This is a genomic window from Micromonospora sp. NPDC005806 (assembly GCF_042871425.1).
GTDB lineage: Bacteria > Actinomycetota > Actinomycetes > Mycobacteriales > Micromonosporaceae > Micromonospora.
In genome coordinates this window covers 14,528-30,202 of record NZ_JBIAIL010000033.1, presented here as the reverse complement: position 1 = coordinate 30,202, position 15,675 = coordinate 14,528, and the positions used below count along the sequence as shown (strand labels likewise).

The 15,675-nt window shown below is 71.8% G+C and carries 11 protein-coding genes, 1 tRNA gene and 1 pseudogene; 7 read left to right on the top strand and 6 right to left on the bottom strand.

All coding sequences use genetic code 11. The annotated features are described in order from the left end of the window. Positions 1 to 14 precede the first annotated feature (14 nt). From ACFYOS_RS27340 to ACFYOS_RS27330, 3 genes and pseudogenes are all read left to right on the top strand, one after another. A pseudogene (locus ACFYOS_RS27340) lies at positions 15 to 2,995 on the top strand (BTAD domain-containing putative transcriptional regulator). Between the two features lie 55 nt (positions 2,996 to 3,050). Beyond that, on the top strand, positions 3,051 to 4,460 hold the full coding sequence (locus ACFYOS_RS27335) for a class II fumarate hydratase (RefSeq protein WP_387147487.1): 1,410 nt from the start codon (positions 3,051 to 3,053) through the stop codon (positions 4,458 to 4,460). An 81-nt stretch (positions 4,461 to 4,541) separates the two neighbouring features. After that, positions 4,542 to 5,138 carry a GNAT family N-acetyltransferase gene (locus tag ACFYOS_RS27330; RefSeq protein WP_387147484.1) on the top strand — a complete coding sequence of 199 codons (597 nt, stop codon included), beginning with the start codon at positions 4,542 to 4,544 and terminating at the stop codon, positions 5,136 to 5,138. Here the strand turns inward: ACFYOS_RS27330 and ACFYOS_RS27325 are convergent. Next, positions 5,105 to 5,650: a CGNR zinc finger domain-containing protein gene (locus ACFYOS_RS27325; RefSeq protein WP_387147481.1), complete on the bottom strand. Its 546-nt coding sequence runs from the start codon at positions 5,648 to 5,650 to the stop codon at positions 5,105 to 5,107. The two genes, ACFYOS_RS27330 and ACFYOS_RS27325, sit on opposite strands and share 34 nt — an antisense overlap. Positions 5,651 to 5,736: 86 nt before the next feature. On the opposite strand from ACFYOS_RS27325, the gene ACFYOS_RS27320 reads away from it, so the two are divergent. After that, positions 5,737 to 6,693 carry a DMT family transporter gene (locus ACFYOS_RS27320; protein WP_387147478.1) on the top strand — a complete coding sequence of 319 codons (957 nt, stop codon included), beginning with the start codon at positions 5,737 to 5,739 and terminating at the stop codon, positions 6,691 to 6,693. A gap of 113 nt (positions 6,694 to 6,806) precedes the next feature. Here ACFYOS_RS27320 and ACFYOS_RS27315 read toward each other — a convergent pair whose 3' ends face one another. Further along, positions 6,807 to 7,454, bottom strand: coding sequence for an IclR family transcriptional regulator (locus ACFYOS_RS27315; RefSeq protein WP_387147475.1), 648 nt, complete (start codon positions 7,452 to 7,454; stop codon positions 6,807 to 6,809). Between the two features lie 63 nt (positions 7,455 to 7,517). Here ACFYOS_RS27315 and cysS point away from each other — a divergent pair, with 63 nt between their 5' ends. Both cysS and rlmB read left to right on the top strand, forming a co-directional pair. Further along, the gene (gene cysS, locus ACFYOS_RS27310; RefSeq protein WP_387147472.1) at positions 7,518 to 8,933 is read left to right on the top strand and encodes a cysteine--tRNA ligase; all 1,416 of its coding nucleotides are present in this window, start codon (positions 7,518 to 7,520) and stop codon (positions 8,931 to 8,933) included. Then, positions 8,933 to 10,048 (top strand): 23S rRNA (guanosine(2251)-2'-O)-methyltransferase RlmB, encoded by a 1,116-nt coding sequence (gene rlmB, locus ACFYOS_RS27305; protein WP_387147469.1) that lies wholly within the window; start codon positions 8,933 to 8,935, stop codon positions 10,046 to 10,048. Before cysS ends, rlmB begins: the two co-directional genes overlap by 1 nt. Positions 10,049 to 10,109: 61 nt before the next feature. Here rlmB and ACFYOS_RS27300 read toward each other — a convergent pair whose 3' ends face one another. Beyond that, positions 10,110 to 11,201: an ABC transporter ATP-binding protein gene (locus tag ACFYOS_RS27300; RefSeq protein ID WP_387147466.1), complete on the bottom strand. Its 1,092-nt coding sequence runs from the start codon at positions 11,199 to 11,201 to the stop codon at positions 10,110 to 10,112. A 363-nt stretch (positions 11,202 to 11,564) separates the two neighbouring features. On the opposite strand from ACFYOS_RS27300, the gene ACFYOS_RS27295 reads away from it, so the two are divergent. Next, positions 11,565 to 11,641, top strand: a tRNA-Thr gene (locus ACFYOS_RS27295). A gap of 126 nt (positions 11,642 to 11,767) precedes the next feature. Here ACFYOS_RS27295 and ACFYOS_RS27290 read toward each other — a convergent pair. The 3 genes from ACFYOS_RS27290 to ACFYOS_RS27280 all read right to left on the bottom strand — a co-directional run bounded on the left by ACFYOS_RS27290 (position 11,768) and on the right by ACFYOS_RS27280 (position 15,594). After that, positions 11,768 to 12,943, bottom strand: a complete 1,176-nt coding sequence (locus ACFYOS_RS27290) for a low temperature requirement protein A (protein WP_387147464.1) — start codon at positions 12,941 to 12,943, stop codon at positions 11,768 to 11,770. A 370-nt stretch (positions 12,944 to 13,313) separates the two neighbouring features. Continuing rightward, positions 13,314 to 13,736: a hypothetical protein gene (locus ACFYOS_RS27285; RefSeq protein WP_387147461.1), complete on the bottom strand. Its 423-nt coding sequence runs from the start codon at positions 13,734 to 13,736 to the stop codon at positions 13,314 to 13,316. After that, positions 13,672 to 15,594, bottom strand: coding sequence for an IS481 family transposase (locus ACFYOS_RS27280; RefSeq protein ID WP_387147458.1), 1,923 nt, complete (start codon positions 15,592 to 15,594; stop codon positions 13,672 to 13,674). Before ACFYOS_RS27280 ends, ACFYOS_RS27285 begins: the two co-directional genes overlap by 65 nt. Positions 15,595 to 15,675: the final 81 nt, after the last annotated feature.

Below are 15,675 nucleotides of genomic sequence, written 5' to 3'. Positions count from 1 at the left end.
CGTGCGGGGGGCAGATGCGGTTCGGGATCCTGGGACCACTGCGGATCGGCGGTGGCGAGGCCACTGTCACCGCAGGTAGAGACCGGACCGTGCTCGCCATGCTGCTGCTGCGCACAGGCCGGGTGGTGCCCGTCGAGGAGCTGATCGACGCGGTCTGGGAGGAGCGGCCCCCGGCCACCGCCCGGACCCAGCTCCAGATCTGTGTGTCGCGACTGCGGCAGCGGCTCGCCAGGCTGGGGCTGGGCCCGGAGATCATCGTCACGGATCCGGTCGGCTACGGCATCCGGGTCGAGCCGGCCGACCTGGACGCCGAGGTCTATGCCCGCGGCGTGGAGGCCGCCCGGGCTGCGGTCGCCGCGGGGCAGCCGACCGAGGCACGCCGGCACTTCCGTGCCGCCCTGGCGCTCTGGCGGGGCCCGGCGCTCAGCGGGATCGCCAGCCGCAATGTTCGCCGCCGGGCGCAGGCCCTCGACGAGCAGCGCCTCGCCGTGCTGGAGGAGTGCGTCGAGGTCGAGCTGCGGTTGCATCAGGCGGCCGACCTGATCGACGAGCTGTCCGAGAACGTCGAACGGAACCCGCTACGGGAGCGGCTGCGCGGCCAGCTCATGCTCGCGCTCTCCGCGGTCGGCCGGCAGGCGGACGCACTCGCCGTCTACCGGGAGGGCCGCCGGATCTACGCCGAGGAGTTGGGTATCGAGCCCGGCACGGCGCTGCAGGAACTGCACCAGCGGGTGCTCGCGGGTGACCTGGCGTTGGGGGCTCCGGAGAGTCGGGCGGTCGTGCCGGTCCGCTCGCTACCCCGGGCGATCAGCGACTTCACCGGCCGGCAGCAGACCGTGGACCGGCTGGTGAAGGAGATCGAAGAGGACGGCGCCCGCATCCATCTCGTGGACGGGATGGCCGGCAGCGGCAAGACCACGCTGGCCGTCCACGTGGCGACTGCGCTCGGCGACCGCTATCCGGACGCGCACCTTTTCATCGACCTGCACGGGCACAGTGAGCGCCGACCGCTGGCCCCGGCCGCGGCGGTGGCCGCCCTGCTGCGGCAGCTCGGCGTGCCGGCGGAACAGGTGCCGCTCGACTTGGACGACCGGCTGGCGATGTGGCGTACCGAGCTGGCCAGCCGGCAGGTCCTGTTGGTGCTCGACAATGCGGCGAGCGCCGCGCAGGTGGTGCCGCTGCTGCCCAACGGGCCGGACAACCTTGTTCTGGTCACCAGCCGCCGCCGACTGGTCGGGCTCGACGACGGTCGGCCGTCGTCACTGGAGGTGCTGGATCACGACGAGGCAGTGGAGCTGCTCGGCCGGATCGCCGGTGCGGACCGGGTGGCGACCGAGCCGGCCGCCGCGGCGGAGGTGGCGCGTCGCTGTGGGCACCTGCCGCTGGCGATCCGGCTGGCCGGGCCCGCCTGGCTCATCGTCCGCGCTGGCGGATCGCCGACCTGGCCGAACGGTTGGCAGCCGGACCGGACCCGCTGGCCGAGCTGGAGGCCGGTGAGCGTTCCGTCGGTCAGGCCTTCGCGCTGTCGTACGCCCAGGTGTCACCGCGCGCCCAGCGGCTGCTCCGGCTGCTCGGCCTGCACCCGGGAGTACGGTTCGACAACCGGGTGCCGGCCGCCCTCGCCGATCTCCCCTTGGCGGAGACCCAGGACCTGCTGGACGAGCTGGTCGACGCGCACCTCGTCGAGGAGGCGGAACCGGGTCGCTACCGCCTGCACGACCTGATCCGCGAGTACGCCCGCCGGCTGCTCGCCCAGCCGGACCACGCCTTGGAGCGCAACGAGGCGCTGGAGCTGCTCCTGGACCATCACCTGCACGTGGCCGCCGCGGTCGCCCGGACGGTCGAGCTGGCGGACAGTGGCGACCTGCAACGGTTGCCGGAGCCGACGCGGCCGGACCTGGTGGCGGCCGGCGCGGCCCAGGGGCGCGCCTGGTTCGGCGAGAACCTGGCGACGCTGACCGCCCTGGTGCGGATTGCCCATACCGAGGGCTTTCCCCGGCGTTCCTGGCAGCTCGCCCGGGCCACCTGGTGGGCCCACTTCGCTGGTGGACACCTGGACGAGCTGATCGAGACGCACAACATCGCGCTCGCCGCCGCCGAGGGGATCGGTGACGAGGAGGCGGTGGCGATGACCCTCAACTACCTCGCCTCGGCCCACTACCGGCTGGCCCGCTTCGCCGAGGCGATCCGGCTGATGGAACTCGCACTCGTGCACTTCCGGCGCCTCGGGCTGCGTCGCGAGGTGCGGAACGCGCTCGGCAACCTCAGCGTGGCCTACCTGGCGTACGGGGACTACCGCCCGGCCAAGGAGTACATGGACCGGGCCATCGACCTCACCCGGCCGGACGACCAGTCCATTGGCATGGCCACCATGCTGAACAATCTCTCCTTCACCCTGCTCTCCTGGGGCCGCTACGACGAGGCCCTCCGGGTGGCGCGGAACCACCTCCTGCTGGCGCGGCAGCATCGCGACCTGCGGCAGGTGGCGAACGCGGTGGGTCACATCGGGATGATCCGGCATCGGATGGGCGACCGGGGGCCGGGCCGGCGGCTGCTGGGAGTGTCCCTCACCTTCAAGCGGCGCAGTGGCAACCGGTTCGGTGAGGGCGAGGTGCTCAACGAGATCGGCGCGCTGGAACGCGAGGCGGGCCGCCCGGACCAGGCGGCCGCCCGCCATCGCGCCGCCCTCGCCGCGATGACCGACGCCGGGGACCACGTCGGACAGTGCGCCTCGCGTAACCTGCTGGCCCGGGCGCTGCTCGACCAGGGGGACCTGGCCAGCGCATTGGACCTGCACCGCCGCGTGCTCGCGGATGCCACCCGGCTTGGTGCGCGCTACGAGCAGGCCCGGGCGCTGGACGGGATGGCCCACTGTCTGCGCGGCACCGATACGCGCCAGGCCCGGACGTACGCCAGCCGGGCGTTGGCCGTGTTCCGCCAGATCGAGTCCCCGGATCAGCGGCGGACCGAGGAGTTGCTGGCCGAGCTGGGCTGATCAAGGCCCGGAGCGCCCCCAACTTTCCCTGCGCACCGGCGGCCAGCGCGGCAGGATGGTACGCGTGACGACTCCAGAGGCGACCGGCTACCGGATCGAACGCGACTCGATGGGTGAGGTGGAGGTGCCCGCCGAGGCGCTGTGGCGGGCGCAGACCCAGCGCGCGGTGCAGAACTTCCCGATCTCCGGGCGGGGCCTCGAACCGGCCCAGATCAAGGCCCTGGCGCAGATCAAGGGGGCGGCCGCCCAGGTCAACGGCGAGCTGGGGGTGATCGCTGCGGACGTCGCCGAGGCGATCGCCACCGCCGCCGCGCACGTCGCCGACGGCGGCTACGACGACCAGTTCCCGGTCGACGTCTTCCAGACCGGGTCCGGCACGTCGTCGAACATGAACGCCAACGAGGTGATCGCCACCCTGGCCAGCCGCGAGCTGGGCCGCAACGTCCACCCGAACGACGACGTCAACGCCTCGCAGTCCAGCAACGACGTCTTCCCGACGTCGATCCACCTGGCCGCCACCCAGTTCGTGGTGGAGGACCTGATCCCGTCGCTGAAGCACCTGGCCGGGGCGCTGGAGGAGAAGGCGGCCGAGTTCGAGACCGTGGTCAAGGCCGGCCGTACCCACCTGATGGACGCCACCCCGGTCACCCTGGGCCAGGAGTTCGGCGGGTACGCCGCCCAGGTCCGCTACGGCGTCGAGCGGCTGGAGTCCGCGCTGCCCCGGCTGGCCGAGCTGCCGCTCGGCGGCACGGCGGTGGGCACCGGCATCAACACGCCGTTCGGCTTCGCGGCCCAGGTGATCGAGCGGCTCCGCGCCTCGACCGGCCTGCCGCTGACCGAGGCGCGGAACCACTTCGAGGCGCAGGGTGCCCGGGACGCGCTGGTGGAGACGTCCGGCCAGCTCCGCACCATCGCGGTCGGCCTCTACAAGATCGCCAACGACATCCGCTGGATGGGCTCCGGCCCGCGGGCCGGCCTGCGGGAGCTGCGCATCCCGGACCTCCAGCCCGGCTCGTCGATCATGCCGGGCAAGGTGAACCCGGTGGTCGCCGAGGCGATGCGGCAGGTCTGCGCCCAGGTGGTCGGCAACGACGCGACGGTGGCGTTCGCCGGCTCGCAGGGCGACTTCGAGCTGAACGTGATGCTCCCGGTGATGGGCCGCAACCTGTTGGAGTCGATCAAGCTGCTGGCCGCGTCGAGCCGGCTCTTCGCCGACCGCCTGGTGGTCGGCGTGGTCGCGGACGCCGAGGTCTGCCTGGCGTACGCGGAGGGTTCGCCGTCGATCGTCACCCCGCTCAACCGCCACCTCGGGTACGACGAGGCCGCTTCGATCGCCAAGGAGGCGTTGGCCAAGCAGACCTCCATCCGTGAGGTGGTGATCTCGCGGGGGCACGTCGACTCGGGCAAGCTCAGCGAGGCCCAGCTCGACGAGGCCCTCGACCTGCTCCGGATGACCCACCCCTGAGTCGGGGCCGTCCCGGCCGCGCTGACCGCTGGCCGGGATATCCGGTCGACCCGGGCCTGGTCCGGCCGGCATGATCCGCCCGTGAGCGGAGATGGCGGGACGGTGCTGGAGACCGGGCGGCTGCGGCTGCGCCGGTTCACCATGGACGACGTGGACCACCTGGTGGAGCTGGACAGCGATCCGGAGGTCATGCGCTTTCTGACGGGCGGCCGCCCGACCTCGGCCGAGGTGGTCCGGGGCGAGCACCTGCCCCTCCTGCTGGGCCAGTATGCCCGCCATCCCGGCCTCGGCCGGTGGGCCGCGCTCGACCGGATCACCGACGGGTTCCTCGGCTGGCTCGCGCTCGACCCCTCCGCCGACGGCACGGAGGCGGAGCTGGGCTACCGGCTGCGCCGCTCCGCCTGGGGCGGGGGCCTGGCCACGGAGGGAGCCCGGGCGCTGGTCCGGCACGCCTTCGACGTGGTGGGCGTGCGGCGGGTGTGGGCGGAGACGATGGCGGTCAACGACCGGTCCCGAGCGGTGATGGCGCGGGCCGGGCTGCGGTACCTGCGTACCTTCCACCTGACCTTCGACGACCCGATCCCGGGGACCGAGCACGGCGAGGTCGAGTACGAGCTGCGCCGGGATGAGTGGCCGTCGGTGCGTCAGGAGTGGGACGCCGCCCTGCGGGCGCGGTAGGCGGTGACGGCGGCGCGGTTACCGCAACCGGCGTCGCAGAACCGGCGGGACCTGTTCTTCGAGAGGTCCACCAGCACGTTGTCGCAGTCCGGGTGGTCGCAGCTGCGCAACCGGCCCAGCTCGCCCATGCGGACCAGGTCGGCCATGGCCATGGCGGCCTCGACCGCCATCCGGGTGGCCAGCGGCGCGTCCCGCGGCACCGCGTGCAGGTGGTACGGCTCGTCGTCGTGCCGGATGAGCTGGGGCAGCGCGTGCGACTCGCGGAGCAGTCCGTTGACGATCGCCACCACCTCGTCGATGTCGGCGTCCCAGAGCCGGCGGAGTCGGGGGCGCAGGGCGCGGACCTCGCCCAGCTCGGCAGCGGTGTGCTCGTACCGGCCGGTCCAGGCGTGCGCGGTGAAGAACCGGTCGAGGGCGGCCACGTCGGGCAGTCCTTCCCGGTCCGGGCCGGCGGTGTTGACCAGCGCCGCGACGGCGACCAGGGCGCACTCGGTGTCATGGGCAAAGAGCAACTTGACTCCTGTCAGGGTGCTGGCCTAGCGTCATCAGCATAACCGCTTTTGACTGATGACCGGTCGGTCGGACCAAGGAGTTGTCGATGCGTGAACGGCCCGGCGTCGGCCTCGGCCTCGCCCTGCTCTCCGCGCTCACCTTCGCCACCTCGGGCACCTTCGCCCGCCCGCTGATCACCGGTCAGTGGTCGGCCGAGGCGGTGGTGCTGGCCCGGGTCGGCGTCGCCGCGCTGGTGCTGGCCCTGCCGGCCCTGCTGGCGCTGCGCGGGCGGTGGCCGGTGCTCCGGCGCAACGCCGGCACGATCGTCGTGTTCGGGCTGCTCGGGGTGGCGCTGGCCCAGGCGTGCTTCTTCAACGCCGTCCGCTACCTGCCCGTCGGCGTCGCGCTCCTGCTGGAATACCTCGGCATCGTCCTGGTGGTCGGCTGGATGTGGCTGGTCCACGGCCAGCGGCCCCGGCTGCTCACCGTCGCCGGTTCGTTGACCGCCCTCTGCGGACTGGTGTTCGTGCTGGACCTGACCGGCGCCGGCCGGCTCGACCCGGTCGGGGTGCTCTGGGGGCTCGGCGCCGGGGTCGGCCTCGCCGGCTACTTCGTGATCGCCGGCCGGGTCGACGCCGCGCTGCCGTCCGTGGTGATGGCGAGCGGTGGCATGGCCGTCGGTGCCCTGGTGCTGCTCGTGCTCGGGGTGGTCGGGGCGCTCCCGCTGCGGGCCGGCACCGCGGACGTAGCCTTCGCCGGGCACCGGATGAGCTGGCTGGTGCCGATCGCCGGCCTGTCGCTGATCGCCGCGGTGGTCGCGTACCTGACCGGGGTCGCCGGGGCCCGACTGCTCGGGGCGCGGCTGTCGTCCTTCGTCGGGCTGACCGAGGTGATGTTCGCGGTGCTGATCGCCTGGCTGGTGCTGGGCGAGCTGCCGACCGCCGTCCAGCTGCTCGGCGGGGCGCTGATCGTGGTCGGGGTCGCCGTGGTGCGGCTGGACGAACTGCGCGGCAGGCGTCCCGAACCGGTCGAGGAGCGGGCCGACGAGCCGGCGCTGACCTGAGACTGGGCGGCGCTCGCCGCGCTCGCCGGAACAGCCCGGACGGCGACGCTGTAGCGGACGGGTCGACCCGGTCAGCGCCCCTCGGGGACGCGTGGTGCCGCCTCCGGGAGCGGTCAGCGCAGGGCCGCGGCGACGGCGTCGGCAGCGGCGCTCACCTGGGCGCCGACCGCCGCGACGTCGAGCGGGGCGAGGGCGACCACACCCACGCTCGCCTCCAGCCCGGCCACCCCGAGCACCGGGGCGGCCACCCCGTACGCCCCGGACTGCAACTCACCGGTGCTGCTCACCGGCCCGGCCTGTCCGGCCCGACCGGCGAGGATGGCCCGTCCCGCCGCCCCCCGCTCCAGCGGGTGCCGGGACCCGGTCCGGTACGCCACGTGGAACGACGTCCAGCTCGGCTCCACCACCGCGAGGGCCACCCCCTCCCCGCCCTCCACCACGGTCAGGTGGGCCGTCGCGCCGGCCTGCTCCGCCAGCCGGCGCAGCGCGGGCAACGCCCCCTCGGCGAGCAGCGGCTGGGCCCGCCGGGCCAGGTGCAGGACGCCGACGCCGAGCCGCAGCCGGCCCTCGCCGTCGCGGCGCAGCATGCCGTGCCCGGTCAACGCGCCGACCAGCCGGTAGACCGCCGCGCGGCCGATGCCCAGCCGGTTCGCCGCCTCGGTGACGGTCAGCCCGCCGGGTGTGTCCGCGACCAGGTGCAGCAGGCGCAGCCCTCGCTCCAGGGTCTGGGCCGTCTCCGGTGCGCGCGCCGCCGTGTCCACAGCACGCAGCGTACGGCCCGGCTCCGGGCGACCTCTAAATGTGCGGACGGCTACCCTTATACGGTGACACTACGCCTGTATGACACCGCCACCCGATCGGTGCGGGACTTCGTCCCGCGGGAAGCCGGCAAGGTGGGGGTCTACCTGTGTGGTCTCACCCTCCAGGCCCCGCCGCACATCGGCCACCTTCGCTCCGGCGTCAACTACGACGTGCTGCGCCGCTGGCTGATCGCGTCCGGTTTCGAGGTCACCTTCATCCGCAACCTGACCGACATCGACGACAAGATCCTGGTCAAGTCGCTGGAGCAGGGTCGGCCGTTCTGGTCCATCGCGTACGTCAACGAGCAGATCCTCGCCGAGTCGTACCGGGCGCTGAACGTGCTCCCGCCGACGTACGAGCCGCGGGCCACCGGGCACATCCCGGAGATGCACCAGCTCATCGCGCGGCTGATCGAGACCGGGCACGCCTACCCGGCCACCGACGGCTCCGGCGACGTCTACTTCGACGTGGCCTCCTGGCCGGCGTACGGGTCGCTCTCCGGGCAGTCGCCGGAGGACATGCAGCCCGCCGGGGACGCCCCCGAGCGGGGCAAGCGCGATCCGCGCGACTTCGCCCTGTGGAAGGGCGCCAAGCCGGACGAGCCGGCGGACGCCTACTGGCCGTCGCCGTGGGGCCGGGGTCGGCCCGGCTGGCACATCGAGTGCTCGGCGATGTGCTGGCGCTACCTGGGCGCCGAGTTCGACATCCACGGCGGCGGGCTGGACCTGACCTTCCCGCACCACGAGAACGAGCTCGCCCAGTCGCAGGCGGCCGACCTGCCGTTCGCCCGCTACTGGGTGCACCACGGTCTGCTCGGCATCGGCGGCACCAAGATGGGCAAGTCGCTGGGCAACACCCTCGACCTCGACTACGTGGCGTCCCTCGGGGTGCGCCCGGTGGAGCTGCGCTACTACTACGCCGCCGCGCACTACCGGTCCCGGATCGACTACTCCGAGGACGCGCTGCGCGAGGCCGGGGTCGCCTACCGGCGGATCGAGGGTTTCGTGCAGCGGGCCGCCGAGCGGATCGGCGCCGGGCCGCTCGGCGAGCTGCCGGCCGGCTTCGTCGCGGCGATGGACGACGACCTCAACACCTCGGCCGCCCTGGCCGTGCTGCACGAGGTGGTCCGGGAGGGCAACACCGCGCTGACCGCAGGCGACGATGTGACCGTCCGCACGACGCTGGCCGCCGCCCGGGCGATGCTGGATATCCTCGGCGTCGACCCCCTGGACCCGGTCTGGACCGGCGGTGGCCGCGTGGGCGACCTGCGCGGCGTGGTGGACTCCCTGATCGCGCTCGCCCTGGAGCAGCGCGCCCAGGCCCGCAGCCGCAAGGACTGGGCTGCCGCCGACGCCGTGCGCGACCAGCTCAAGCAGGCCGGCGTGGTGGTCGAGGACACCCCCCAGGGCCCCCGTTGGACTATTGGAGAGCAGGACTGATGGCCGGCAACTCGCAGCGCCGTGGCCGACGGCTGACGCCGAAGGCGGGCGCCCCGAAGGGCTCCGGCGGCAAGGGCCGGGACGCCCTGGCAGGGCGGGGCCGCACCCTGCCCGCCGACGAGCGGCCCTGGCACAAGGCGTACTCGGGCACCGAGAAGCTGCCCCAACGCACCGCCTGGAAGCAGGACAAGGAGCGCCGCGCGGCGGCTGAGGAGGGGCGTGCGCCCAAGATCGGCCAGCCGGGCACCAAGGACACCACCTGGGGCAAGGGCAGCCGGGCGGGCGTCCCGCTGAAGGGCGGCAAGGGCAAGGCGCCTGGCCGGGGTGGTCCCCGGGTCGCCCCGGGCCGCAAGTCCACGCCGGCCAAGGACAGCCCCGAGCTGCTGGTCGGGCGGAACCCGGTGCTCGAGTCGCTGCGCGCCCAGGTGCCGGCGACCGCCCTCTACACCGCCCAGGGCATCGACATCGACGATCGGGTCAACGAGATCGTCCGGACCGCCGCCGACCGGGGCATCGCGATCCTGGAGATCAGCCGCGCCGAGCTGGACCGGATGACCGGTGGGGTGCTGCACCAGGGCGTCGGTCTCCAGGTGCCGCCGTTCGCCTATGAGCCGTTCGAGGACATGATGGCGGCCGCGCTGGAGCAGGCCGCCCCGCTGCTGGTCGCGCTGGACGGGGTCACCGACCCGCGAAACCTCGGCGCGGTCATCCGGTCCGCCGCCGCGTTCGGCGCCCAGGGTGTGTTCGTGCCGGAGCGGCGGGCCGCCGGGATCACCGCGACCGCCTGGCGGACCAGCGCCGGCGCGGCCGCGCGGGTGCCGGTCGCCCAGGTCACCAACCTGACCCGGTCGCTGAAGGCGTGCAAGGACGCCGGCTTCGTCGTGGTCGGCCTGGACGCCGACGGCGAGACCGACCTGTACGACCTGGAGGCCGCGGTCGGCCCACTGGTCGTGGTGGTCGGCTCGGAGGGGCGCGGGCTGTCCCGGCTGGTCGGCGAGACCTGCGACCTGACCGTGAGTATCCCGATGGTCTCCGACGTCGAGTCGCTCAACGCCAGCGTCGCCGCCGCGGTCACCCTCGCCGAGGTCGCCCGCCGTCGCTCCGTCGAGGCGTAGTCACCCTCGGAAGACACGAAAGGGGCGGTCCGCCGTGGCGGACCGCCCCTTTTTCCGTACGTCAGATCCGGTTGCCGGTGGCCGCGTGGAAGACGTGGCTGCGGCCCGCGCGCGGCTTGACGAACACGGTGTCACCCATGTTCGGCATGGAGCGGCGGTCGGTCCGGACGACGAAGCGCTCGGAGTTGCCGCCGAGCGCGGCGTGGCCGTAGACGTTCGCGTCGGAGCCGAGGTCCTCGACCAGCTCGACCACGACCGGCATGCCGCCCTCGGTCGGGCTGACCAGGTCGCAGTCCTCCGGGCGGAAGCCGACGGTCACCTTGCCGTCGCCGCCCTCGGCGCGGGCCGCCTCGACCTGCTCGCGGGTGAGCGGCACCTGCAGCTCGGCGAACTCGGCGCCCTTCTCGGTCAGCGGCACGGTCTTGATGTTCATGGCCGGGGAGCCCATGAAGCCGGCGACGAAGACGTTGGCCGGGGTGTCGTAGAGCGCCCGCGGGGTGTCCACCTGCTGGAGGACGCCGTCGAGCATGACCGCGACCCGGTGGCCCATGGTCATGGCCTCGACCTGGTCGTGGGTCACGTACACGGTGGTGACGCCCAGCTTGGCCTGCAGCGAGGCGATCTGCGTACGGGTCTGCACCCGCAGCTTGGCGTCGAGGTTCGACAGCGGCTCGTCCATGAGGAAGACCTGCGGCTCGCGGACGATCGCCCGGCCCATGGCCACCCGCTGGCGCTGGCCACCGGAGAGCGCCTTCGGCTTGCGGCCGAGGAAGTCCTCCAGCTGGAGCAGCGCCGCCGCCTCCTTGACCCGGCGGTCGATCTCCGACTTCGAGGTCTTGCGCAGCTTGAGCGCGAACGCCATGTTCTCGTACACCGTCATGTGCGGGTAGAGGGCGTAGTTCTGGAAGACCATCGCGATGTCGCGGGCCTTCGGCGGCAGGTGGGTGACGTCCCGGTCGTCGATGTAGATGGCGCCGTCGTCGACATCCTCCAGGCCGGCGAGCATCCGGAGGCTGGTGGACTTGCCGCAACCCGACGGGCCGACCAGGACGAGGAACTCCCCGTCGCCGATCTGAAGGTCCAGCTGATTGACCGCGGGGCGCTCGGTGCCCGGGTAGATCCGGGATGCCTTCGCGTAGGTGACCGTAGCCATGGTGGAGCGCTTCCTTTCACCGGCAGGAACGTGCCGGACGATCCGAGTGAAGGAGCGACCGGCACCCACGGTGCCGGTCAACGGGCCGTCGCCCGGCAGCCGAGGCCGACCGGAGTGTCGTCCGTGTCACTGCACGGTAAACGGGTTTTCCGACCCTGCCAAGACGAGGAGCAGCGGCTGGGACGGAGGGCATACGCATTCCGGTCACGTGGCCACGACAAGGCACCAATCTCCACGGTCCTCCGGGCCGTTCGGTACCGATCCGTAGGTCGTCAGGTCAGGAAATTGACGCTTTCCGTGCTCGGGAGCGCTGCAGAGCGGGATTATCGGACGTCAGTCGCTATGCTGACCCCGACACCACGCGCCCCTGTAGCTCAGCTGGCCAGAGCACTCGCCTTGTAAGCGAGATGTCGCCGGTTCGATCCCGGCCGGGGGCTCCATACCCACACTGGCCAAAACCCGCCCGGCATGCCCGCAACTGGGTAACCGGACGGGAGGCTGCCGGTGATGCCGAGTCTCAGGACCTGCGTGACAGAACAGTCTCGGGACGTGAGTGACGCTTCCGGCTAACCAGGTGGTGACGGCTCCTGGGGTGGGCGTCGTCGGGCACGGGCTGCGTCGGTGACGACGATTCCGGCCAGGACGAGAGCAGCGGCGGCGGCGACCAGCACCGGCGGCAGGAAGATCGTTGCCGGCGAGATGACGGCGAGCACGAGGACCCCGGCCACGCGGTTTCGGGACACCCGGCCGAACACCGCGTACTCGAAGATGGCCCGTCCGGCGAGGAACAGTGCGGGTCCGCCGAGTACGACGGCGACCCACGCCGGTGGTGTGTGCCCGAACGGGTGCTCGATGACGAGCTCGTCGCCGACGGAGATCGCGACGATGCCGGCGACCATGACCAGGTGGGCGTATACCGCCGACACGGCAACGCGGAGCGGATCAGGGGCCGCGGCAACGGCCCCGCCCAACACCTCCCCGGCACGGTGGATGTAGATCCGCCACAGCAGCACCGTGGTCGCGAATGCCACCACGGCCGCCGTGCTGCGGTCAGCCTCGAACCCATCGCCGCTGAGCCCCAGCCCCGTCACCAGGATCAGCTCGCCGAGCGCGATGATGAAGAACTGCCGGTGCCGCTCGGCCAGGAACTCCCCCGAGATCGAAAACTCCGCCGCACTGGCGCGGCCCAGCCTCGGCGTGGGCCAGCCGAGTCTGAGCACCGTGTAGTCCATGGCCACCGCCAGCGCCCACAGCACCACACGCGGCCAACCCTGCACGGCGGCGCCCGCGAGCCACGGCACCGCCGACACGCCGAACCAGAACAACACCCGCATCTCGGGACGCTGCCGCTCGTCGCCCCGCGTAGCGATCACGAGAAACAGGGCGCGACCGACCTGGACGGCGACGTACGCGCCAGCAAAGACCATGCCATGTGTGCCGAACGCCTCAGGCACGGCGGTCGCCAGCACCATGCTGCCGAACATGCACCCGATGACCAGCGCCTGTATCGCCGGCCGCCGCGGGTCGAACCTGTCGGCTACCTCCGACGACGCGGACCACACCCGCCACGCGGCGAGCAGCAGCACCAGCGTCTGGAAGGCGCCGCTCCAGTTCAGATGCTCCAGCAGCGTTTGCGAGAGCCGGAGGAGCGCGAAGACGAACACCAGGTCGAGGAACAGGTCCAGGAACGTCGCCCGAGGCTCCTCCGGAGCTCGCACCACCCGGGCTGCGCCACCCGTCATCGGTTCGCCCCGTTTCTGCCGTTTCTGTCAGCCTCTGAAACAGTCGTACCACCCGGCAGTGCTGGTGGACGTGGATGTGCCGCTGCGGCCTGGGGTCGAACAGCCACGCCCCGTGGCGGGCGACTGGTTCCTTCCAGCCGTCGCCGGTTCTGATCAGCTCGTCGACCTTCGTCAGGCGTCGGGCCAGTGCCACAGGCGGCGGAGTGTTACCCAGGTCCTGATCGAATCTGTCACGCAGGTCCTGAGACCGGACAGCCGGCTTGCCGGCTTGCCGGCCTGTCGGGCTCCAGATGCGTTACGGATCAGTGTCACCTGATCCGTAACACGTCCCGCTAGACCAAGTTCTCCATCGTGCGGGTAGCCGGGGCGGTTATGCCGACGGTGCCCACGGTTTGATCCAGGTGAGGAGCCGCTGGGTTCCGTTCCTGACCGTTGGGTTGGGGTCCTGGATCAGCTCTGAGCAGAGGGTGATGAAGCGATCGGTTGGGCCGTCGGGCAGTAGATGCTGTCCGAGGGCTGCGTAGACGTGATCGAGTTGTTCGTCGTTGGCGCCGGCGACGGCTTGGGCGACCAACCGGACCCCGTGGGTGTCGTCGCGTCGCAGCAGGGCGTGGCTGGTCGCGTCGGTGACGGCCGTGTCGTGTTCGTCGAGGAGCAGGCGCAGCAGTAGTTCGGCGATGTCGTCGCGTTCGGCTCGGCGGGCGAGGTCGTGGCCGGCCTTCGCTCGGTCAGACCATCGTGGCGATGAGGCGGCGGTGATGGTGGCGAGGAGATCGGAGTCGGGGTCTTGCATGGCGGTCAGGGTTGCATGTCGTGGGCCGGGGCGCGGGGGTGAGTCGTGGCGGTTCGCGCTTGCGGACCTTGAACCGGGCGACGGGCTTGGTGGTCGTGCGAGGCACTTCCGTGAGGAGTTGGTCGCCGTCGTGGACGCGGACGGTGGTGTCGGCGTCTCCGACGGTGACGGTTCGGCCGGCATGGCCGATGCCGACGTGGATTTTCTGGCCGGCGATGACGAGGGTGCCGTGGCTGCTGACGCGTCGTTCGACGCGGAGTGGCTGGGTTGCCTGGGTGGGTGGGGGTCCGGCGGGGCGGGCGTCGCGGATGCGGGCCTGTTCTTGTGGGGTGAGCGGGTTGGGCAGGCTGCGTAGCAGGGTTCGGTCGGTGTCGAGCAGGTGCAGGACGCCGCGGTCGAGGCGGATGGTGACGCGTCGGCCGGCGAGGTGGTAGCCGATGGGGTGTTGCCGGCCGGCGAGGCTGATCAGTCCGGTGGCGTTGACGAGCCGGTCGACTTCGACGGGAGCTCCCGGCTTGATCGGGCCGGCGGTGATCGGGGGCAGTCCGGCGGGGTGGCCGCCGTCGGCGAGGAGTTGACGCAGGTGGGTGGGGGTGAGTCGGGAGGGGACGGTCTTGAGACGGACGTCGTCGAGGAGCAGGTGAACGACGGTGGTGTCGGCCCATAGGCCGATCGTGAGTCCGGCCCTGGCTGGGCCGAGCCAGAACTGTTGCCCGCAGACGGCGAGGTTGCCGAAGGCGGGAACGGTGCGGGTGATCTCAACGGCCAGGTTGACTGGGTCGGCGCCGTTGGTCGACAGCATCATCGGGGCGGGCAGGGCCGGCGGATCCTGCGACTCCGTTGGCGGTGCGGGCCGGGGTGCGGCCACTGGCGCGGCGGTGGCCAGGGTGGGCGGCAGCCGCAACGGCAGCTGCCTGTCAGTGGGGCGGGCGGTGAACCGGTCGGCCGGGAACGCCATGTCCAGGGATTGGTGGGGCCGGTTGGTGTTGTACTCGGCGCGGAAGCCGTCCACGGCCGTCTGCACGGCCTTCAGGTCGGGCCAGACCTCGACGTCGTCGAGCAGTTCCCGTTGCAGGGTCTGGTGGAACCGCTCAACCTTCCCAGTCGTGGTGGGCGTGCGGGGTTTGGTGTTGCGGGCCACGATGCCGTTCTCCCGGCAGATCCGTTCGAACATCACCTCAGCCGGGCGGGGCTGGTTGAACCGGCCGGTGAACTGCTTGCCGTTATCGGTCAGCACCTCCTCGGGGATCCCGAACCGTTGCAGCGCTTCGGCGAAGGCGCGGCCGGTGGCCCGCCGGACCACCGTGGCGATGACGCAGAACCGGGAGTGGACGTCCACGCCGGTGACGACCTTGGCTTCGGCGCCGCTGGCCAGCTTGATTCCGCCGACAATGTCCAGCTGCCACAGCTCCATCGGCCGATCCCGTTCCCAACGCCGGTAATCTTCCCGCCGGCGTCGACGAGGGACCGGGGCAATGAGGCGGTGCCGTACCAGGACCCGGTAGATGGTGCTCAGCGACGGCACCGGACCAGGGCAGCCGAGACGGCCCAGCTCGAACTGCAGCCGACGCTGACCCCACCGCGGATGCCCACGGCGCAGTTCACAGATCGCCGCTTCAACCTCCGGGCTGGTCTGCGCCGGATGGGCATGCGGACGGTGAGAACGATCCGCCAACCCGTCCAGGCCCTCATCGCGATACCAGCCCAACCAACGGTGCACCGCCTGCCGGGACACCCCGAACCGCTCAGGTGTAGAGCCAGCGCGTGAGGTCATCCATACCGGCGACAACTCCTGGATCGTCGGCGACGGCGTGAACGACCCGAACCAACCCGGCGCCGTGGTCGTGACGAGTATCAACCATGTCGTTGAGCGGAACTCGTCGGTGGCTCAACTGGCGAGCCTTCCGACCGGCCAGGTGGCCTACCGCGAGAACCTCGG